Origin of the sequence: Streptomyces cucumeris, assembly GCF_024295805.1 — a bacterium.
GTDB lineage: Bacteria > Actinomycetota > Actinomycetes > Streptomycetales > Streptomycetaceae > Streptomyces > Streptomyces cucumeris.
Genome location: NZ_JANCLX010000004.1, coordinates 230,680 through 250,938, shown reverse-complemented (window position 1 = coordinate 250,938; position 20,259 = coordinate 230,680). Strand labels below are relative to the sequence as shown.

Genomic DNA, 20,259 nt, shown 5'->3' with positions numbered 1-20,259 from the left:
ACCCCCGGTGGGGTTGGTGGGGGTGATGGGGGGGGGCCCGGGCGGCACCCCCGGGCGGGGCCCCACGGCGTTCACGGAGGTGCCTCCGTCCGGTGTACCCCCTTGTGGGTGGATGGCGTGGCGTTCCGCGGAAAGGCGAGGCAGCCTTGAAGCACAGAGGTCAGAGGGTGATGAGTCATGATCCAGCCAGCCGATATCCGTGAGTGGCGCGACCGCGCCGTCGTCGACGACCAGGGCCGCAAGATCGGCTCGCTCGAGGCGATCTACGTGGCCACGACCAACGATGAACCGTCCATGGCCACCGTCCGCACCGGTATGCCCACCCGTCACAAGCTCGTGTTCGTCCCCGTCGACGACGCGATCGTCGGTCCGGGGTACGTCAAGGTCTCGTACGACCGGTCGCTGGTGAAGAAGGCACCGTCCATCGGGACGGACGACATCCTGCCCGCGGAGCAGGAGGGGACGATCTTCCAGTACTACGGCAAGCCCTACCAGGCCGCCGTAGGTGAACGGCGGCTCGCCCGCCGCTGACGCGCGGCCCGCCCGCCGCTGATCCGAGGAGACCCCGCGCCGTGGCCCTGTTCCTGTTCTTCGTGATCGTGGCCATGGCGCTCGGGATCATCGGCACCACGGTGCCGGGGCTGGGCTATCTCCTGGTCATCGGCGTGCTGGTGCTCGTGGTGGACCTTGTGCTCTCGGCGCTGAGCTGGTCGCGCCGGCATCGTCGGCGCCGGCTGCGATGAAGGGTCGACCGTGACGGGGGGACGGGGTGCCGGGGCCGCCGTCCCCTTCGGCTCCCATGCCCGTCCGTACCCGCCGGGCACCCTGCGGCCCTCCGGGGACCCCGAGGCGGCCGACCGCCGGGTCCTCGACCACTACCTGCGGTGGAAGGCGTGCTTCGTCCGGCGAGGGATCGGCGGCGAGGAGGACCGGTACGCGGTCCACACCCCCGACGCCGCCCATCCGTACGTCGCCGAGGCCCAGGGGTACGGCCTGGTCATCACCGCCCTGATGGCGGGCGCCGACCCCGGGGCCCGGACCGTCTTCGACGGCATCCTCCGCCATGTGCGCGCCCACCCCTCCGTCAACGATCCGGAGCTGCACGCCGCCCAGCAGGACGACCGCGGACGGGACGTCGGCGGGACGGACTCGGCGACCGACGGGGACCTCGACATCGCCTATGGGCTGCTGCTCGCCGGGTGCCAGTGGGGCGGGGACTACACCGAGCTCGCGCCGCGGCGCATCCAGGCGGTCAAGGACCGTGAGGTGCACCCCGTCACACGGCTGATGAAACTGGGCGACTGGTCCTGTGACGGCTGGGACGCGGTGTCCCGGACGTCCGACGGGATGCCGGGCCACTTCAGGGCGTTCCGGGCGGCCACCGGTGACCCCTTCTGGGACGAGGTGCTGGACGCCCAGCTCACGCTGACTGGCACCCTCCAGCGGCAGTACGCCCCGGAGACCGGGCTGCTCCCCGACTTCGTCGTGGACACCACCACCGGCCGCCCCCGCCCCGCACCGTCGCAGGTCCTGGAGAGCCCGCACGACGGCGACTACCACTGGAACGCCTGCCGCGTCCCCTGGCGCCTCGGCGCCGACGCGGCTCTCGGCGGCGATCCCCGCTCGGGGGAGGCCGCGCGCCGGATCAGCCGGTGGGCGCGGACGGCGACCGGCGGTGATCCGGACCGGATCGGCTGCGGTTACCGGCTCGACGGCACGTGCTACGCAGCGGGCTGGTCACCCGCCTTCGCCGCGCCCCTCGCGGTCGCCGCGCTGACCGACGACGGTGCGCAGGGGTGGCTGGACGCGCTGTGGGAGCGGCTGTGCGCCACCCCGCCGGATCCGGGCCGCGCCTACGCCGCCGGGGTGCAGCTCCAGTCGATGCTGGTGATCAGCCGGAACGCCTGGACGCCGTGGCGGTGACCCCGGCGCCGGAAGGAATTCTGGTGCGCGTCCGGTGGGTTTCCTCGCTGTGAGGCGACGAAGGGCCCGGTCCGCGGGCACCGGCGGCTGCCGGTGCGGTACGGCGGGCGGGCAACGCGAGATCAGCCGGGCGCTGGTACGGCGCCGGGAGCCACTGGACCCGGCCGCCCTGACCCGGCTGCGCCGGTTCGGCGAGGCCCTGCTGCGCGGTGAACGGCCGTCGTGAGCGTGACCGGCGGCTTCCCTGACCGGTGGTGCCGTTGGGTTCACGGGGCGGCGGGCCGCCGGACCGCCGACCGGCAGAGCTCCTCCAGCGCCGACTTCGCCGGGCCGTCGGGGAGCGGTGACAGCGCCGCGCGGGCCGCGTCCGCCTGCCGGGCGGCTTCCCGGCGGGTCTCGGCCAGGACCGGATGGGAGCGCAGCCGGACCGGCGCGGCCGGGTCCCGGTCCCGTCCGCCGGGTTCCGCGGTGAGCCACTCGTACAGTTCCCGGTCCGCGTCCCCGCCCGCGCCCGCCGCGTCCCGCGAACGCAGCAGCACGAGGGGGAGGGTGGGACGGCGCCCCGGGGCGAGGGCCGGGGCGGGGAGCGGGACCGGGGCCGGGGTCAGGTCCGCCTCGGTGGCCAGGCGGCGGGCGACGCCGAGCCGTTCGCCGTACCGGGCGAGGGCGTCGGCGACGGCCGGACCGGCCCCGGAGGTCAGCGCGCCGAGCCGTCCGGAGACCGCGGTGAGCGCACCGCACCGCCCGGTCAGCACCGCCAGGTGGTGGGCGGCCGGATCACAGCCCTCCGGCGGCCCGGCCGTCTCCAGGATCTGTCCGGTGACGAGCTGTTTGAACGCCTCGGCCTGGAGCCGTACGGCCTGTGGCCCCAGTCCCGCGAGGAGGTGCGAGGCGCGGGCGAAGAGGACGTCACCGGTGAGGACGGCCACCGTGTTGTCCCAGTGGGCATCGGGGGCGGGGCGGACGGCGGCGCCGGGTCCCCGGCGGCGTACGCCCGCCTCGTCCCGTACCTCGTCATGACAGTGCGTGGCCCGGTGGGTCAGTTCGACGACGACGGCCGCGGGCACCACCCCGGGGGCGTCCGGATCGCCGAACCGCGCGGCCAGCAGCACCAACAGCGGCCGCAGCCGCGGGGCGGGTGAGCGCAACAGCCGCCGCGCGGCATCGGTGATGAACGGTACGTCGCTCTGGGTGGCCTTCAACAGGCCCTCCTCGACGGCCGCGTGGGCGGCGTCGAGCCCGGCGTCCGGCGTGCGGTCCGGCACGGTCAGCTGCATGGACAGAATGTCTCATATGTCGTCAGGGGCCCGCGCTCATGGACCGGTCGGGACGGTGGCCCGGATCCGGCTGCCCTGGCCCGGCCGGCTGTCCACGTTCAGGGTGCCGCCGACCTCACGGGCCCGCTCCCGCATGGAGAGCAGCCCCAGATGGCCGGGAAAGGAGCCCTGGCAGTCGAAGCCGACCCCGTCGTCGGCGACCGTCAACGTCACGGTGCCGGGACCGCTGAGCAGATGAAGGGTGACCTTCCGGGCCCGGGAGTGCTTGGCGACGTTGTGCAGTGACTCCTGGGCGATCCGGAACAGCGCGTGCTTGGCCTCGGGCGAGGTCTCCGGTTCGTCCCCGAGCCGGGCCTCGGCCGCGATGCCGTACCGGTCCCGCAGCGCCTCCAGATGCCGGGTGAGTGCGGTGACCAGTCCCTCCGCCTCCAGCGACTCGGGCCGCAGGGCGCACAGCAGCGTCCGGGTCTCGGCGATGGCGACATCCGCGAGCCGCCGGATGTACTCGACCGGTTCGGCGAGCTGGGCGAGTCCGGCCGGTCCCACCGGGCCCGCGAGATCGCGTTCCAGCAGTTCCCGGGCGGTCCGGGCGCCGAGCGCGATGCCGTAGAGCGCCTGGGAGACCGAGTCGTGCAGTTCGCGGGAGATCCGCTGCCGCTCCTGGCGCACCGCCTTCTCATGGACGGCCGAGCAGAGCCGGTCCCGTTCCACCGCGCACACCGCATGTCCGGCGATCACCTCCAGGACGGTGAGGTCGGCGTCGGCCGGGGCGCGGCCCGCGGGGAAGTGGCAGCACATCGCCCCGATCGCGGTGCCCTCGCGCAGCAGCGGCCAGGCGGCCACCGCGCCCCGGGCGGGTCCGTCACCGGCCGGACCGCCGCTGCCGGAGTGGATCACGGGTGCGGACCCGGCGATCGCCTCCAGCGCGGGACGGCGGGAGGGCGGGGTGTGGCCGTGGCCGCCGCCCGCCATCCGCAGTGTCGCCGCCGGACCCGGCTCCAGCAGGTAGACGGTGCAGCTCGCGGCGCCGGTACGGGCCACGGCGCCCGCGGCCAGGCTGTCCAGGGTGCGCCGTACCGTGCCGTGTCCGGCGGCGGCCGAGGCCAGCCGGCGCAGATGGTCGCGGTGGCGGATCCGGGCGACCGCGTGCCCGGCGGTCGGCGCGAACCGTTCGACGGTCCGTACGTCGGCCCGGGTCAGCCACCGTCCGCCGGGGCGGCTGGCCAGCTCGATGACCCCCACCGGCTGGCCGCGCACGATCAGCGGCGCGTCCAGTACCGAGGTCAGGGCCGGGTCGTGGGGGACCCGGCGGTACCGGGGCGGCCGCCGCTCACCGCCGGACAGGGTGGACCGCCCGGCCCGGATGGCCTGGCGCGCGGGGGCGGAGCCGCCGGGGGTGAGCGGACCGCGCGGGGTGACGCCCGCGGCGCCCTCGGTGACGCGCACCGCGAGGACGTCACCGGGCTCCAGCACCATCACCCGGGCCATGTCGGCGCCCAGCGCCTCGCGCAGCCCGCGGGCGATCAGACGCAGCACCGCATCACCGCTCTCGCCCGCCAGCAGGTGCTCGGTGACCTCGGTGAGCGCCGCGCCGGCCCGGCGCCGCCGTCCGATCCGGGTGCCGTATCCGCCGATCACGCCGACCACCACTGCTCCCTCGTCGTCGTGGCTTCCACTTCCTCGGGCGGGTTGATCTCACCGGCCGGGACCAGGCCCGACTGCACCGCGTAGACCGCGGCCTGGGTCCGGCTGTGCACGCCCAGCTTGGTCAGGATGTGGCTGACGTAGGTCTTCACCGTCTGCTGGCCGATCCGCAGATCGCGGGCGATCTCCTTGTTGGCCTTGCCGCGGGCGAGCATGGTCAGCACCTCGGTCTCCCGCTCGGTGAGCTGTTCCGGTCCGCTGGGGTCCCTGACCTGGCCCATCAGCCGGGAGATCGCGGCGGGGGAGACATGGATCTGGCCCACCGCGGCGGCCTTCACCGCGTTCCTGAGGTCGTCGGCCTCGGCGTTCTTCAGCAGGAAGCCGATGGCCCCGGCCCGTACCGCGCCCATGACCATGGCGTCGTCCAGGGAGCTGGTCAGCGCGACCACCTCGACCTCGGGGAGGTCCTGACGGATCTCCGCGGTGGCCGAGACCCCGTCCATCACGGGCATCAGCAGGTCCATCAGGACGACGTCGGGGCACAGCTCCCTGGCCAGCCGTACGGCCTCGCGGCCGTTGGTCGTCTCACCGACCACCTTGATGTCGTTGTCGAGCCCGAGGATCATGCGCAGGCCCTGGCGGACCACCGCATGGTCATCGGCGATGAGAACGCGAAGCGCCACTTGGCTCACCTGCCCGGGGGACGGGACGGTCGCGGTCGCCGGGGCGGCCGTGACCATCGGGGCGGACGGGGGACGAGGCCCGGTCCCGGCGGCTGTCGGATCCGCATAAGGATTCGCACGAGGAGGGAACCCGGTTCGGTGTGTCCGGAATTCCACCTGAAGGGGGACTTCGTCCCCCATCCGGACCCGCCGCGGAACTGCCCCATCCGGTGGAAGCCCGCAGGGCCGACCGGCCGGGCCGGTCAGCCCGGCCGGTCGGGCTGTGCGGGCTTGAAGCCGAAATCCGCGGCCTTGGCAACGGCCTCCAGCTGGGAGCGCGCCTCCAGCTTCTCCAGGATCTTGCGCACATGGGTGCGCACGGTGGCGTAGCTGATGCTCAGGTGATCCGCCACCGCCCGGTTGTCCAGCCCCTGGCTCATCAGCGTGAGGATCTCCTGCTCGCGCTTGGTCAGGGACTCCAGCCGCTCGGTCTGCTGGGCGGAGGACCGGGCGGTCTCACGGTGCCGGGCCAGCACCTCCACCAGGGTGCTGGCCGGGATGAGGGTCTCGCCCTCGGCGGCCGAGCGGATGGCCCCGGCGATCTCGTCACCGCTGGCCGACTTCAGCAGATAGCCGCAGGCGCCCGCCTCCACCGCGGCCAGCAGCGCCGAATCGCTGGCGTCGGCGCTGAGGATCACGATGGCGGTCGACGGATCGTGGGCCCGGATGCTGGCGGCCGCGTCGGCGCCGGTGCCGTCGGGGAGCCGGAAGTCGACCAGGGCCACATCGGGGGTGAGCTCCTTGGCCATCGGGACGGTCTCGGCGACCGAGTCCGCCCAGCCGACCACCGTCAGGTCCGAGTACTCGGCGAGCAGGGCCCACAGCCCCTCGGCGACCACCCGGTGGTCCTCGACGATCAGCACCTTGGTCAGTTCCGCGGGTGCGGTCACGGCTGTACGTCCCCTTCCGGGGGAGCCAGCGCGTCGAGGGCGGGTGGCCGCACCTCACCGAGCGGAACCCAGAACTCCACCGTGGTGCCCGAGCCCGGCGCGCTCTCGATACGGCACCAGCCGCCCGCGATCTGCGCCCGCTCCTGGATCAGGGAGAGGCCCAGATGGCCGGGGCGGGACTCCACCTCCAGCGGGTTGTAGCCCTCACCGTCGTCGACGATCCGCACCAGACAGCCCTCGTCGAGGCCGAGGAGCTGGACGTGGACGGTCTTCGCCCGCGCGTGCTTGCGCACGTTCATCAGGGCTTCCTGCGCCGTCCGGTAGATCAGCGCCATGGTCTCCGGGGGCGGTTTGACCGTGAGCCGGTCCTCCAGCCGGTAGGTCAGGCCGGTCTCGTTGCGTATCTGGTCCAGCAGACCGCGCAGCGCACCGGCCAGACATCCGTGCTCCAGGCTGGAGGGACGGAGGTCGAAGATCAGCTGCCGCAGCCTGCTGAGCGAGAGCTTGAGGGTCTCGTCCAGCTTCTCCATCACCCGCTGCTCCTCCGGGTCCCGCAGCCGGCGGCGCAACTGCTGGAGCCGGAGACTGGCCGCGGTGATCACCTGGATGGTGTCGTCGTGGATGTCGGCGGCGATCCGTCCCCGCTCGGCCTCCTGGGCGTGCACCAGATGACTGAGCAGTGCCTGGCGGTCGCGGTCGGTGACCTCCAGCAGCTCCAGACTGCGCTCCAGGACGAACTGGGCGCGCTGCACCTCGGTGATGTCCCGGATGGTGAGGACGGTCAGCAGCCCCTCCTCGGTGCGCAGCGGGCTGATGCTGATGTCGGCCGGGAACTGCTTGGCGTCGCTGCGCCGGCCCACCAGCTCCATGCTGTGGCCGAGCGGCTGCTCCACGGTGTCGTCCCATTCGCGCAGCGAGATGGTGAGCGGCTGGTCGGGGAGGAGCGCCTCGACCGCGCGGCCGATCAGATGGTCGCGGTCGTAGCCGAAGAGGCTCTCGGTGCGGTGGTTGGCGGCCTGGATCCGCCCGGCGGAGTCCACGATCACCATCGCGTCCGGGGAGGACTCGATGAGCTGGCGGAACCGGCTCTCCGCGGCCCGTAGCTGGCTGAGGTCGGAGACGAAGACGACACACCGGGGCCGTTTGCCCTGGAGGTGGCCGCCGCTGAACTGGGCGGCGAACTCACTGCCGTCCCGGCGGCGCCCGGACATCGCCGACGGCGCGGTGACGACCCGGCCGATCAGCTGCTCGGAGGCGGCCCGGAAGCGCTCCGGGACCAGGTCCCGCAGCCGTTTGTCGCGCAGCTCGGCCGAGCTGTAGCCGAACATGTGCCGGACGTGGGCGTTGGCGAACTCGATCCGGCCCCGGGAGCCGAGGACCAGGACACCGCAGGGGGCGTGGCCGAGCAGTTCGAGATAGGACTCCTCCAGGCGGCTGCCCACCAGGTCCTCGAAGCGCCAGGAGGCGCGGTCGGCGCGGCGCATCGGTTCGGCGCAGTCGGTCAGCAGGTCGGCGGACATGCTGAACTGGTCGCGCCCGGCCCGGATGATCGCTTCCAGGATCTCCTCGGCCGGAGTGCCCTTGACCAGGTAGCCGCTGGCCCCGACGGCGAGCATGTTGAGCACGGTCTCGCGGTCGCCGTGGGCGGACAGCGCGACCACCCGGGCGCCGGGGACCTGGTCGCGGATGGCACGCACACTGCCCGGGGCGTCGCCCTTGGGCATATGGACGTCCATGATCACGACCTTGGGGCGGTGCTCGACCGCCGCGCGTACGGCCTGTTCGTGGTCGATGGCCAGCCCGACGAGTTCCAGCTCAGGGTGGGAGTCGATGAGATCCGCGAGTGCCTCCCGGACGGCCGGGTCGTCATCGGCCACCACCACGTCGATCCGGTTGTCGCCCATCACTACCCACCTCCCTTGAGGACGGCACCCTGGAGTTCGCCGGCGCTGAGTTCGTCACGGCGGCAGTGCGACAGTGACGGCATGACCGCGGCCAGCGGCGCCACCAGCACGTTGTAGTGGCTCCCGATGCGGTCGCAGACGGCGACCGCCGCCGCGGCGTCCCACACCGCGGCCCAGAAGGCCCAGTCGTGCCGGTGGTGGTGCTGTGCCGCGTCCAGGGCGGCCCGGCGGGCCACCGAGGCGGCCACGAGGATCCGGTACCGCTCCACATCGGTCGTGGTGCGGTGGACCTCGGCCCACCCCTCGGCGCGGGTCTGGCTGGAGGTCTGCTTCCACAGGTCGGCCACCCGATCGATTTCCTCCGGGGAGAGGTCTTCGATATGGGTCAGGAATTGCAGGACTCTTCGCGAGTTCGGGCCGAAAATAACACTCATAGGACACTCCAGGACGCATGGTACATCTACGGCACTCTCGGCCCGTCGACGAGCCGTCCCGCGGCCCTCACACGACCGCTTTCCCGAACGTGGGCCTCGCCCCCACCGGCCGCCCGGCCCCGGCCCACGTTCTCGTTCGGGTGTCGTTCCCGTCCCTAGTGCCCCTGGCCCTGGCCGGACGACATGTTGATGCTGGCTTTCGCCACGCCGCCGCTCTTCTGGCCGATGAGCTGGAAGGACACACCGTTCTCATCCGCTGCGGTGATCTTGTACGAACCCACCGCCGACGCCTTGCCGCGGCTGTCGACCTGGAAGGTCCCGATCTTCCGCTGGTTGTTCGCGGCCGATCCGGCGTACGCGTTCACCGTCTCGCCCGGGGCGAAGCCCGCGACGTAGAAGCTGAGCGTGGTGCCCGCCCTGCCGCCGAAGGCGCTGGGCTCGGCGGACGGGGAGTACGGCAGCACCGTGAAGCCGGAGCGGACCACGGCCCGGCTCTGGTCGCCGATCGCCATCAGGGTCTGCCGTCCTTTGAGGCCGAACGGCACATTGAACGCCACATCGCGGATCTGCCCCATGTCGTTCGCCTGGGCGGTGAACGCGGGGAGGCCGCCGGTGGAGTTGATGTAGACCAGCACCCGCTCACCGGGCGCGAACTTCTTGGCGGACAGCGTCAGCCGCTGACCGGCCTTGAGCGCGTACGGCGCGGACTTGATCGAGGGGTACATCGCCAGCATCTGGAACGGCGCGGTGGCCGTGGTCTTGCTGCGCTTGCCCACCAGGACCAGGGTGCTGGAGCCGGTCGGTGCCACGCCCACCTTGATGTCCGCGCGGCCCACACTGCCGCCGCTGTCGGTGTGCAGGGTGGTCACCGGGGTGCCGGTGGTCCGTCCCCAGAAGACATCGATCGACTCACCGGGGCGGAAGCCGTGGGCGCTGACCGACACCACGTCGCCCGGCCGTCCCACCATCTTGTTGATCTTGGCGGAGCCCACCGCGCCACCGGTCACCACCTGGGCCTCGGCGGCCTTGGTGCTGCCGCGCTGCTGGGCGACGAGGGTGGTGGGCCGGTTGCCCGCGGACTCGGGCAGGGTGAACCGGGCGTAGATCGAGCCGTAGCGGTCCGTCTTGACGCTGCCGATGGGACGGCCCTTGGTGTCCGACTTCCGGGCCTTCAGCAGGATGTCCACCGTGGCCTTCTTGTCGAAGCCACCGCCCTCGACCGCCGCCTTGCTGCCCGGAGTCACCAGGCCCGGGTTGATCACGATGATCGGGCCGGAGGACTGCGGGATGCGCTGATTGCCCAGCCGGATGGTCTTGGGCTGCTTCGGCGGCCGTACCTCCTGCTCGGACCGCTCCTTCTTCGCGGAGCCGCCGCCTCCGGTGCCGGTGGTGTTCAGGGCGCCTCCGAAGCCGCCGCGCGCGATGACCTGGACGAGCGATCCGACGATCGCGAAGACCACGAGAGCGAGCAGGACCGTCTTCCAGGTGATCTTCTTCTTGTTCCGGTTCCGGTCGGGGGTGTTTCCCTCGTTCTCGGGAACATCCCTGTCCTCCGGAACATCCCAGTCGTCGTCGTACTCAGGCATGGCCTTCACCTCCTCTTCCCACGGCTATTGCACACGGTAGATTTCGAGCTTGATGTCGCCCTGGGTGTCCGACCAGACCCGGTCGGAATTCCGCAGTGCTTGCAGTATCCAGTTCTCCCGGCCGTCCGCGTTGTTTGCCAGGATGGATTTGCGCATCTTGTTCGACATGATGATGTAGTCGATGTTCTGCCATTTCTTCTTGAAGAGCTTGTCCCGTAGATCGGGGTCCGAGGACGCATTCCAGTGGGAATGCGCATACGGATAGAACGGACGTACGTCATGCAATTCGCCCCAGAGGTCGTCGTCCATGACGATACGTGCGTTGGTGGGGACGTTCTTCCGTACCCAGGCGATCTGCGCATGCTGCATCCCGGTGAGATTCAGCTTGGACTGGTATTGGTCCGCGATCTGCGTGACGCCTTCCGTGTTGACCGTCATGAGATATCCGGTGGAGGGCGCCGCCAGCAGGATCAGGACGACCAGGGAAGGCAGTGCGACCCGCAGGCCGGAATGTGCTCGCTGGAGCATCCGGCTGGAATAGGACGCCTTCATCATCCGGTCCACGACCATGCCGATGTTCATGGCGAACATGGGGATCAGCGGGGTGATGTAGAAGTCCAGCACCACACTGCCGCGCAGCAGGTAGAAGCTGTAGCCGAAGGCCAGCGTCCCGGCGATCAGGAACCCCAGGTTGCGCTTGCGGTCCCGCAGTCCCCAGAACAGGCAGATCACCATGGCGATCAGTCCGGCGACCAGCAGGATCCCATCCCGTGGCAGCCAGCTCGTGTGGAGCAGACCGTTATGGCTGAGCAGGGTGCCCTGGTTGCGGTTGAGCTGCCACCACAGGGTGTAGAGCAGTGAGACATGGTCCGCGGGCGGGTTGTTCAGGTCGAAGTCGAGACTGCTCGGCATGAGCTCGTTCTTGAGCAGCGCGTAGGTCACATAGGCGCCGATCGGTGCCGCCGCGGCGAACGGCCACAGGGTGCTGGTGAACCGGCTGCTGGGCGATCCCTTGATCCGCCGGTACAGCAGATACATGAAGGTGGGGACGAAGAAGACCGCGTTCTCCTTGGTGATCAGCGCGATCCCCAGGGCCAGCCCGCCGCCGAACACCGATCTGATGGTGGTCTCCCGCCGCAGCAGCACGAACAGGCTGAGCAGCAGCCAGAACATCATCAGGTTGTCCAGCAGGACCTGGCGCTGGAAGTAGACCGCGAGCGGCGAGACATTGAAGAAGAACGCCGCCACGGTCGCGGCCAGCACGCTGCCGGACAGCCGCCGGGTGACCTCGAACAGCAGATATACGCTCGCGACATGCACCAGCAGCATCAGGAAGCGACCGGTGTTGATCGCGTTCCCGAAGGTCTCGAACTGGCTCGGCAGCGGGAAGACCCATCCGGCCAGGGTGATCCAGCCCATCGGGGCGTGGTCGTAGTCGTAGGTGTACGGGGACAGGCTGGTCTCCCGCACCAGTGACCATGCCCGCTGCATGTAGATGCCCTCGTCGGTGAGGTACAGCGGATAGCGGAACAGGTGGTAGCCGTGGGTGAGGACCCCGGTGAGCAGCGAGAAGACCAGGGCGGCCTTGCCCTTGCTGCCCAGCGGGGGGAACCAGCCGCGCTCCACCGAGAAACGGGGGCGGCGGCGCCGGGCGGGACGCTGGGGAGCGTCGCCGACCGCGACCGGCTGCGGGGGCCTGGTGTTATCCGACACGCGACTCCGCCTCCTCGGTCGGCGCCCGGTGGGCGCCCACGTGCTGCGTCTTCTCCCAGTCGTGGCGGCCGAGCATCTGACGCCGCATGGCGCGCAGCGCGGCGTAGGCCAGCACCATCTGGAAGGGGAACCACGCGATGGCCATCCGTACGACGGCCTTCGGCGAGGCCTCGAGCCCGTGCGCTCCGGTGAACTCGTACAGACCGACCACCTGGACCAGGAAGTGCGCGGCCAGCAGCAGGACGGGCAGATACGAGAACAGCGCGATCAGGACCGGCACCTTGAGGATCAGGATCATCCCCAGCGACAGCGGCAGATACAGCCCCAGCAGCGCCTGTCCGCGGGGGAAGGCCAGGACGTAGAAGGCGAGCCAGCGCTGTTTGCGCGTGGGCATCTCCTTCCAGGTGCCCTTCTTCAGGGTCTGCATGAACCCCTGGCTCCAGCGGGTGCGCTGCCGGATGAAGTGACCGAGGGTCGGCGGGGTCTCCTCCTTGGTCACGTACCGGTCGTCGTAGACCACGCGCACGGTCTCGCCCATGGCCGAGATCCGCAGCCCCATGTCGGCGTCCTCGGTGAGGTTGCGGTCGTCCCAGCCGCCGAGCCGCATCAGCAGCTCACGGGCGAAGAAGACGGTGTTGCCGCCGAGCGGGATCGAGCCGTAGTGCGCGTGGTAGTGCAGCCGGCTCTTGAACCAGAAGAAGTACTCCAGGACGTTCAGCGTCGAGTACCAGTTGGACTGGTAGTTCATGAGCTGGACCCCGGCCTGGACCACCCTGACCTGCTCCTGGACCATCACCGTGTTGACCAGGCTGAAGATCTTCGGGTGGATGTCGTCTTCCGCGTCGAAGATCGTCACCACGTCCTTGGTGGTGTGCGGAAGTGCCGCGTTCAGCCCGTGCGGCTTGTTGATCGGCTTGTCGCCGAAGACCACGACCCGCACGTTGTGCAGCCCCTCGCGGCCCAGCTCCTCGATCTTCTCCTCGGCCTTCGCCACCGTGCCGGTGTCGTCCTCCGAGCAGATCACGAAGACTTCCAGCAGCTCGGACGGATAGTCGGCCCGCACCACGCGCTCGATGGTGCTCTGGATGACGTCCTCCTCGTGCCGGGCGGGCAGCAGGACGCTGAAGGAGAGGTGGGGCGGCAGGAACGACTCCGGCGCCCGGGCCCTCCGTTCGGCGTCCGCCCGGTCCCAGGTGTAGAGCATGAGATAGAGGACGTGGGCCGACTGCACCGTGAGCAGGATCGAAACCGACACCAGCACGAAATAGATGAACGCGACTATCATCGGCTCCGCCTCCCCCAGACCCAGCCCGTACTGGTGGCGAAATTGACCGCGAACGCGGTGCCGATGCCGATGCAATTCGCCAGCAGGAGATGCATTCCCGAACGGACCAGCGACCAGACGATGAGCACGTTGACCGCGAGTCCGCCCAGTACGGACACATTGAATTTGATGAATCGTCTGGCGGACCGGGACCGGGCCGCGAAGGTCCACCGGTCGTTCAGCAGATAGTTGTGGACCACCGCCAGTTCCACTGCGATCGACGACGCCGCGAGCAGCGGAAGTCCGGCCCAGTGGTAGAGCAGATAGAGGACCGCGGTGTTCACCAGGACGCCGCCCCCGCCGACGACCGCGAAACGTAGGGCGAGGCCCGACAGGCCCACCGCCGTGTTCCGCAGCGAGAGGGTTCGCGAGAACATTCCGGTCCGCCTCCGGACGGTGACCTCCGCCCGTTCGTCCGGCTCGCTGGTGCGCTCGCTGAACGTTCGGAAACGCTGCATCGCGACTCCCTCGACAGGAGGCTTCGGCCAGTGAGTCCCAGAGTGCGTCACCCGAAGGGGAGGTAGTACCCGCGGTCGGGGGAGCGGGTGCTACACCTTCGGCGGACCCCCCTTCTCCCCCGTATTGGGGAGTGCGGGTCCTCGGGCCTTCCGCGGCGGTCCCCCAAAGAAGGGACCGGCTCTTCCCTCTCCCGCGGGTGTCAGTACCCCCGGGGGATGCCCAAGATGAAATGGGCCCGACGGCCTTGCGTCCCGTGCGACGAGAGTAGGTGACGTAATGTCAGGTCACGTGATGTCACGCCATCGATTCGCCGGCCGGGCCGGAGCGTTCATCGTGCTGATGACGCTCGCTATGGCCACGCCGGTCGCGGCAAGTGAATCCGATTCCGGAACGCTCCTCGATTCCGAATGGGCGCTGACCGCGCTCAAGGCGGAGCGCGCCTGGAAATTCAGCAAGGGTGCCGGGGTGACCGTGGCGGTCATCGGCACCGGAGTAGACGCGGCCCATCCGGATCTGCGCGGCCGTATCGTCCGCGGAAAGGACTTCGCGGGCGGGGCCGGCGGTTTCGGTAACCGCGACGACGGCCGTGCGGCGGAGCAGAGCACGCACGCCGCCGGAATCATCGTGGGCACCGGCCGGAACTACCGGGGCGACGGGATGTCCGGGCTCGCCCCCGAGGCACGGGTGATGCCGCTGGGTGTCTACCGCGATGGAAAACCCCAGGCCGACGCCACCGCGAAGGCCATCCGGTACGCGGCGAGCCATGGAGTGCGGATCATCGACGTGGCCGCCTCCTTCAAGCGCCCGAACCCCGCGATCCGGTCCGCGGTGAAGTACGCCATCGCCCAGGACGCCGTGGTGGTGGCCGGGGCGGGCGACAACGGCAAGGACGGCAACCGTCCCACCTACCCGGCCTCGCTGCCCGGGGTGGTCGCCGTGGTGGCCACCGACAAGAAGGGCGCGGTGTGGACCTCCTCCCACCGCGGCGGGAAGCTGACGCTGGCGGCGCCCGGGGTCGCGATCCTGACCACGGCCCGTAACAACGACTACTGGACCGGTGAGGGCACCGGGTACGCGGCCCCCTGGGTGGCGGCCGGAGCCGCCCTGCTGCGCTCGGAGCACCCCCGCTGGAACTCCCGCCAGGTGGTCCAGAAGCTGATCGACACCGCCGACCGCAAGGGTGCGGCGGGTCATGACCCGCGCTACGGCTTCGGGCAGATCGCCCCGGCCAAGGCGCTGGCGGACCGGGCCGCACCGCCCGCCTCCAGTGACCTCTCCGCCGCCGCGGACCGTCCACGCACCAAGCCGGCCGCCTCGGAGGAGTCGTCCGACGATGCGTCCGCCCTGGTCACGATAGGAGTGGTGGCCGGAGTGCTGGTGGTGCTCGCGGTGCTGGCGGTGGTGCTGATCAGCCGCCGCAGGCCCCCGCACAACAACTCCCACAACGGCTGACCGGCGGGCAGAGCGATGCCCGTGACGATACGCGGCCGGGCCGGCGGGGACCGCCCGGCGACGCGCCGGCGCAGGTCCAGGTGGACGGTCCGGGGCATGGTGCAGCTCGCGGTGATGGTGCTGGTGGTGGAGGCGGCGATGGCCGCGGCCATCATGCAGTCGCTGCTCACGCCCTGGTCCGCCGCCCCCGACGGCCGGCCGCAGCGGTCACTGCCGGTGGCCAGGCCGTACTTCCCGGCGACCGCCCGCTTCTACACCGACCCGCACAACGCGGCCGCGGAGTGGGTGCGCGACCATCCGCGGGACCGGCGGGCGGCGGCCATCCGCAGACATATTGCCGCCCAGCCCCAGGCCGCCTGGTACACCGAGACCAATGAGTCCCTGGTCGAGGAGCGGATCCGCGGCCTGGTCCAGCGGGCGGCGGCCGAGCGGCGGCTGCCCGTCCTGGTCGCCTACAGCATCCCGCTGCGCGACTGCGAGGAGCTGAGCTCCGGCGGGATCGGGGACGCGGCGGCCTACCAGCGCTGGATGGACGCCTTCACCAGGGGGATCGGCGATGCCCCCGCCCTGGTGATCCTCGAACCGGACGCGCTCGCGCATATGGGCTGTCTCAAGCGCAAGCAGCAGGCGGAGCGGTTCCGGGCCCTCTCCTACGCGGGCCGGGTGCTGGAGCGCCGGGCCCCGCGGGCCCGGGTCTACTACGACGCCGGAAACTCCGGCTGGCAGCCCGCCCGCACCATGGCCGAGCGGCTCCGGCACGCCGGTGCGGACCGCTACGGGGACGGCATAGCCCTCAACGTCTCCAACTTCAACGAGACCCGTGACGAGGTGCGCTACGGCCGGTCCGTCCTGAAGGACCTGGGCCGCCCCGGGCAGGGGATGGTGGTCGACACCAGCCGCAACGGGGCCGGGCCCACCCGGCAGCACCGGTTCTGCGACCCCCCGGGCCGCAAGCTGGGCGCGGCGCCCACCACCGCCACCGGGATGCCCGGCGTCGACGCCTTCCTCTGGGTGAAGCATCCGGGCCAGGCGGACGGCTGTGTCGCGGGCGCCGGTGTCTTCGTACCCGGCTACGCCTACCGCCTGACCGATTGACCCCTCCTGGCCGGTCGAGCCGTCTTGACCGGTTGACCCGTCGCTGACCTGCGACAACAAGCCCGGCCGGTACTCCGGCCGGGCTTTTTCATGCCCTCGTCCAGGGGCTCTCCCGGACCTCTCCAGGGCACCTCCGCACCGCCCCACGGGCCCCTCCCCGGCCCTCGTGCGCCCAGAACCACCCCCGCAAATCGGACATAACCCATACGAAACGGCCGAATTCCTCTACTTCAACTGAGGTAGATGGCATTCGGCCGTTTGGCGTGCCCTTTTTCTCGCGCAATTGAAGTACGCAAATTTCAGTCATGCGTACGGTGTTTCGACCCCCGCTGATTCCCTAATGTCGTGAAGCGAAAGGACAAAACCGAAGGAGCTCCATCGATGCAAAGAGTTCTCGTCGTGGAGTACCACGCTCAGGTGCTGAGTGCTCTCGCAGACCTCGTTGTCGAGGAGCCCGGACTGGAGCTATCCGGAATAGCTGGGTCGGCCCGAGAAGCCATTTCTCTGGCCCGGCACATGCAACCGGATGTGGTGCTGATCGACGTGGACGAGCTGAGTTGGCAAGCGCAACGGCTGGACCGCCTGATCGGCGAACTCCTTCCGAGCGCTCGGATTGTCCGGCTGACCGCCGTCTCCGACCCGCAAATGGAATGTCTGGAATCTCCGACAAGAACAACCAGCATCCTCAAGACCGCAGTACCCGAATTCCTCAGGAGTATCAGCGAATGAATTCCCCCATGGACCAGAACAACGCCCCGACCACCGACGAGACCACCAAGACCTCGCGCCTTCCGCGGCCGAACCGTCTGCGTGTGGGTATCGCGACGGCCGTCGTCGCTGTCGCTGCCGTGGGTGGCACCGTGACCGCCTTCGCGATGAACAATGACCAGTCGTCGTCCGGCTCCGCCGCGGCGAAGAAGGTCGCCGGCGCCGACTCCGAGGGTCCGCTGTCCACCAAGAAGGGTGACATCGTGGACTCCGACGGCAAGAAGGTCGTCCTGACCGGTGTGAACTGGTTCGGCTTCGAGACCGGTACCGGTGCCCCGCACGGTCTGTGGTCCCGCGGCTACGAGTCCATGCTGGACCAGATGGCCGACAAGGGCTTCAACACCCTGCGCCTGCCGTACGCGAACGACATGTTCGATGCCAAGGCCAAGGTGACCGGTGTCAACTACAAGCTGAACCCCGACCTGAAGGGCCTCAAGCCCCAGCAGATCATGGACAAGATCGTCAAGGGTGCCACCGACCGTGGTATCCGGGTGATCCTGGACCAGCACCGTCCGGACGCGCAGGGCCAGAGTGAGCTCTGGTACTCGCAGACCCTCACCGAGAAGAAGTGGCTCTCCGACTGGGTCAAGCTGGCCAAGCGCTACAAGGGCAACGACCGAGTGATCGGCGCCGACCTGCACAATGAGCCGCGTGGCACGGCCACGTGGGGTGACGGCAACCCGAAGACCGACTGGCGCCTGGCGGCCCAGAAGGCCGGTGACGCCATCCACAAGGTCAACAAGGACTGGCTGGTGTTCGTCGAGGGCACCGACCGCCACAAGAACGAGCAGTTCTGGTGGGGTGGCGACCTCCAGGGTGTGAAGAAGCACCCGGTGAAGCTCAAGGAGAAGAACAAGGTCGTCTACTCGGCGCACGACTACGGTCCGGGCGTCTACATGCAGGGCTGGTTCATGAAGAAGAACTTCCCCCAGAACATGCCTGGCATCTGGGAGAAGCACTGGGCCTACATCAAGAAGCAGGGCATCGGCCCGCTGCTGCTCGGTGAGTTCGGTGGTAAGAAGACCGCCGGTAAGAGCAAGGAAGCCGTCTGGCAGAACGCTCTCATGGACTACCTGAAGAAGAACCAGATCAGCTACACCTACTGGTCCTGGAACCCGAACTCGGGTGACACCGGTGGTGTCCTGAACAACGACTGGAAGACGGTCGACAAGAACAAGATGAAGATGCTGTCCAAGTACCAGACGCCTCTGCTGGAGGCGAAGAAGGGGAACAAGTCGGAGTGACCCCGGCTGGTACCACGCCATCACGGCGATAGGGCAGCGAGGGCCCGCAGGCACCGCCTGCGGGCCCTCCGTCTTGTCCGGAGCCGTCGCGCAGGGTGTCGGGGGCGTCACCGGTCATCGCGGGCGCCCGGAAACCTGGACAACCCCAGAAACCTGGACAAAAGGGAAGCGGGGTGTCCGCCGGACGGGTTTCCCTCCCATGACCCAGCCCCGTCCGTCCACCGGCCGGATCCTCTTCCCGGTCACCGTGCTCCTGGTGATCGCGGCCGACCAGGTGACCAAGGCACTGGCGCTGGCCGCCTGGGGCGGCCGACCGGGGCCGCAGGCCGCCTTCGGCCCGTTCCACGTCCTCGTGGTCCACAACGCCGGGGTGGCCTTCGGGCTGGGACACGGACGTCCGGTGCTGATCACCCTGATCACCCTCGCGGGTGCGGCCGCCACCCTGGCAGCGGCCGGGGCGGGGCTGCGGACCCGCAACCGGGGGGCCGCCCTGGGGCTGGGGCTGATCGCCGGCGGAGCCATCGGCAACGGCGCGGACCGGGCGCTGCGGCCGCCGGGCCCGCTGCGGGGGGCCGTCATCGACTGGATCACGGTCGCCGCCCGTGGTCCGGTGTTCAATCTCGCCGATGTCGCACTGGTCGCCGGAACCGTGCTGACCACGGTGGCGCTGCTGCGCGGCACCGCGAGGGAGCGGGCCGAGGCCCGGGCCGCCGCCGGTTCCGCCGCCGGGCCGGACCGGGTGCCCGCCCCGGACCGGGTGCGGCGGCCGGATCCGGGAGCCGGTCCGCGGCCGGACCCCGGTACCGGGGCCGTCAGCCGCCGGCCTTGTGCCCTGCGCTCTGCCCCGCGTCGTGCTCCGCGCCCCGCGCCGGATCCGGATCCTGGGTCTTCCGCTCGGCGAGGGAGTCCGCGAACTCCCGGAGCCGTCCGAGCGTCGCTGCGTCCGTGCCCGCCTCCGCCCGGGCGGCCAGCGCGCGGCTGATCCGCTGGTAGAGGGAGAGCTCACGGGCACAGGCGTGGCACTCGGCCACATGGGAGCGCACCCGGGCCGCGTCCCCGGCGTCCAGCTCTCCGTCCAGGTACGACTGGAGCATCGCCGCGTCCACCGGGCACTGCCTGGTCCGCGGGCGATCGGTGTTCCGCCACCACGTCAATCTGCTCATGCGCCACCTCGCTGTGAGTCCGGTCCCGTGGCCAGCAACTGGTTGCGGATCCGCTTGCGCGCCCGGTGCAGTCTGCTCATCACCGTGCCCTTCGGCACGTCCAGCACCTGTGCGGCCTCCGCGTAGGACAGCCCGTCCACATGCACCAGTCGCACCACCTGCTGGTCACGGAGCGGAAGCGCCGTGAACGCGGCGTCCACGGCCTCGTCGAAGGCCGTGTCGACCACCAGCTCCTCGGGTGTCGCGTCGAGGGCCGGGGTCAGCCGCTCCAGCTCGGTGTCGGGGTCGTCGAGCAGCCGGGGCCGGCGCTGGCGGCGCCGGCTCACCTCCGCGTGCCGCATGATCGTCAGCAGCCAGGCCCTCGGGTGTCTCCCGTCAAAACGCCCGACTGCTCGGTACGCCCGTAGTAACGTGTCCTGCACGAGATCCTCGGCGTCCGCGCGCTGGGCGGTCAGAGACATCGCCACGCGCAGCAGCACCTCGATCTCGGGCAGGACGTACTGGGCGAACATGCGTTGCTGATGGGTGTCCGGGTCAGCCACAGGTGCCTCCTCGGATCCGGACCCCCCGGGGACGCGAAAGACGACATATCACACTCTGTGTAACATCCCGCTCACAGCGCCGCACGGCACGTTCGGCAATCCGAGTGGCCGGGTGCCTC

General features: G+C 70.2%; 20 protein-coding genes and 1 pseudogene. 9 read left to right on the top strand and 12 right to left on the bottom strand.

Annotation, left to right across the window (positions count from 1 at the left end; genetic code table 11):
- Positions 1-177 precede the first annotated feature (177 nt).
- The 4 genes from NMK44_RS08070 to NMK44_RS08055 are packed head-to-tail and all read left to right on the top strand — an operon-like array spanning position 178 to position 2,149.
- Positions 178-531, top strand: a complete 354-nt coding sequence (locus tag NMK44_RS08070; protein ID WP_254739871.1) for a PRC-barrel domain-containing protein — start codon at positions 178-180, stop codon at positions 529-531.
- Positions 532-572: 41 nt separating this feature from the next.
- Positions 573-743 carry a hypothetical protein gene (locus NMK44_RS08065; protein WP_254739869.1) on the top strand — a complete coding sequence of 57 codons (171 nt, stop codon included), beginning with the start codon at positions 573-575 and terminating at the stop codon, positions 741-743.
- Positions 744-753: 10 nt separating this feature from the next.
- Positions 754-1,923, top strand: a complete 1,170-nt coding sequence (locus NMK44_RS08060) for a glycosyl hydrolase family 8 (protein ID WP_254739867.1) — start codon at positions 754-756, stop codon at positions 1,921-1,923.
- Positions 1,924-1,972: 49 nt separating this feature from the next.
- Positions 1,973-2,149, top strand: a complete 177-nt coding sequence (locus tag NMK44_RS08055; RefSeq protein WP_254739865.1) for a hypothetical protein — start codon at positions 1,973-1,975, stop codon at positions 2,147-2,149.
- A 40-nt stretch (positions 2,150-2,189) separates the two neighbouring features.
- On the opposite strand, the gene NMK44_RS08050 is transcribed toward NMK44_RS08055, so the two are convergent.
- From NMK44_RS08050 to NMK44_RS08005, 10 genes are all read right to left on the bottom strand, one after another.
- Positions 2,190-3,200 (bottom strand): polyprenyl synthetase family protein, encoded by a 1,011-nt coding sequence (locus NMK44_RS08050; RefSeq protein WP_254739863.1) that lies wholly within the window; start codon positions 3,198-3,200, stop codon positions 2,190-2,192.
- 36 nt (positions 3,201-3,236) lie between these two features.
- Positions 3,237-4,847 (bottom strand): GAF domain-containing sensor histidine kinase, encoded by a 1,611-nt coding sequence (locus NMK44_RS08045; protein ID WP_254739861.1) that lies wholly within the window; start codon positions 4,845-4,847, stop codon positions 3,237-3,239.
- Positions 4,835-5,527 (bottom strand): response regulator, encoded by a 693-nt coding sequence (locus NMK44_RS08040; protein ID WP_254739859.1) that lies wholly within the window; start codon positions 5,525-5,527, stop codon positions 4,835-4,837. Before NMK44_RS08040 ends, NMK44_RS08045 begins: the two co-directional genes overlap by 13 nt.
- A 242-nt stretch (positions 5,528-5,769) precedes the next feature.
- Positions 5,770-6,456 carry a response regulator gene (locus tag NMK44_RS08035; protein ID WP_254739857.1) on the bottom strand — a complete coding sequence of 229 codons (687 nt, stop codon included), beginning with the start codon at positions 6,454-6,456 and terminating at the stop codon, positions 5,770-5,772.
- Positions 6,453-8,360: a PAS domain S-box protein gene (locus NMK44_RS08030; RefSeq protein WP_254739855.1), complete on the bottom strand. Its 1,908-nt coding sequence runs from the start codon at positions 8,358-8,360 to the stop codon at positions 6,453-6,455. The genes NMK44_RS08035 and NMK44_RS08030 overlap by 4 nt, the downstream gene beginning before the upstream one ends.
- Positions 8,361-8,362: 2 nt before the next feature.
- On the bottom strand, positions 8,363-8,794 hold the full coding sequence (locus tag NMK44_RS08025) for a hypothetical protein (RefSeq protein WP_254739853.1): 432 nt from the start codon (positions 8,792-8,794) through the stop codon (positions 8,363-8,365).
- 155 nt (positions 8,795-8,949) lie between these two features.
- Positions 8,950-10,380 carry a hypothetical protein gene (locus NMK44_RS08020; RefSeq protein ID WP_254739851.1) on the bottom strand — a complete coding sequence of 477 codons (1,431 nt, stop codon included), beginning with the start codon at positions 10,378-10,380 and terminating at the stop codon, positions 8,950-8,952.
- A gap of 24 nt (positions 10,381-10,404) precedes the next feature.
- A complete protein-coding gene (locus tag NMK44_RS08015) occupies positions 10,405-12,093 on the bottom strand; it encodes a glycosyltransferase family 39 protein (RefSeq protein ID WP_254739849.1) in 1,689 nt (562 codons plus the stop codon).
- On the bottom strand, positions 12,083-13,378 hold the full coding sequence (locus tag NMK44_RS08010) for a glycosyltransferase (protein ID WP_254739847.1): 1,296 nt from the start codon (positions 13,376-13,378) through the stop codon (positions 12,083-12,085). Before NMK44_RS08010 ends, NMK44_RS08015 begins: the two co-directional genes overlap by 11 nt.
- Positions 13,375-13,875 carry a GtrA family protein gene (locus tag NMK44_RS08005; RefSeq protein ID WP_254739845.1) on the bottom strand — a complete coding sequence of 167 codons (501 nt, stop codon included), beginning with the start codon at positions 13,873-13,875 and terminating at the stop codon, positions 13,375-13,377. The genes NMK44_RS08010 and NMK44_RS08005 overlap by 4 nt, the downstream gene beginning before the upstream one ends.
- A gap of 292 nt (positions 13,876-14,167) precedes the next feature.
- Here NMK44_RS08005 and NMK44_RS08000 point away from each other — a divergent pair, with 292 nt between their 5' ends.
- The 5 genes from NMK44_RS08000 (at position 14,168) to NMK44_RS07980 (ending at position 19,417) form a co-directional block, all read left to right on the top strand.
- Positions 14,168-15,328 carry a S8 family serine peptidase gene (locus NMK44_RS08000; RefSeq protein WP_254739843.1) on the top strand — a complete coding sequence of 387 codons (1,161 nt, stop codon included), beginning with the start codon at positions 14,168-14,170 and terminating at the stop codon, positions 15,326-15,328.
- Between the two features lie 96 nt (positions 15,329-15,424).
- Positions 15,425-16,423 carry a glycoside hydrolase family 6 protein gene (locus tag NMK44_RS07995; RefSeq protein WP_254739841.1) on the top strand — a complete coding sequence of 333 codons (999 nt, stop codon included), beginning with the start codon at positions 15,425-15,427 and terminating at the stop codon, positions 16,421-16,423.
- Positions 16,424-16,822: 399 nt separating this feature from the next.
- Complete coding sequence (locus tag NMK44_RS07990) at positions 16,823-17,152, top strand: response regulator (RefSeq protein WP_254739839.1); 330 nt, start codon at positions 16,823-16,825, stop codon at positions 17,150-17,152.
- 8 nt (positions 17,153-17,160) lie between these two features.
- Positions 17,161-18,435, top strand: a complete 1,275-nt coding sequence (locus NMK44_RS07985; protein ID WP_254739837.1) for a glycoside hydrolase family 5 protein — start codon at positions 17,161-17,163, stop codon at positions 18,433-18,435.
- 199 nt (positions 18,436-18,634) lie between these two features.
- A complete protein-coding gene (locus NMK44_RS07980) occupies positions 18,635-19,417 on the top strand; it encodes a signal peptidase II (RefSeq protein ID WP_254739835.1) in 783 nt (260 codons plus the stop codon).
- A gap of 37 nt (positions 19,418-19,454) precedes the next feature.
- Here the strand turns inward: NMK44_RS07980 and NMK44_RS42660 are convergent.
- Together NMK44_RS42660 and NMK44_RS07975 are read right to left on the bottom strand one after the other, a co-directional pair.
- Positions 19,455-19,529 (bottom strand): annotated as a pseudogene (locus tag NMK44_RS42660) (zf-HC2 domain-containing protein); the annotation flags it as partial.
- A gap of 65 nt (positions 19,530-19,594) precedes the next feature.
- The gene (locus tag NMK44_RS07975; protein ID WP_254739833.1) at positions 19,595-20,140 is read right to left on the bottom strand and encodes an RNA polymerase sigma factor; all 546 of its coding nucleotides are present in this window, start codon (positions 20,138-20,140) and stop codon (positions 19,595-19,597) included.
- Positions 20,141-20,259: the final 119 nt, after the last annotated feature.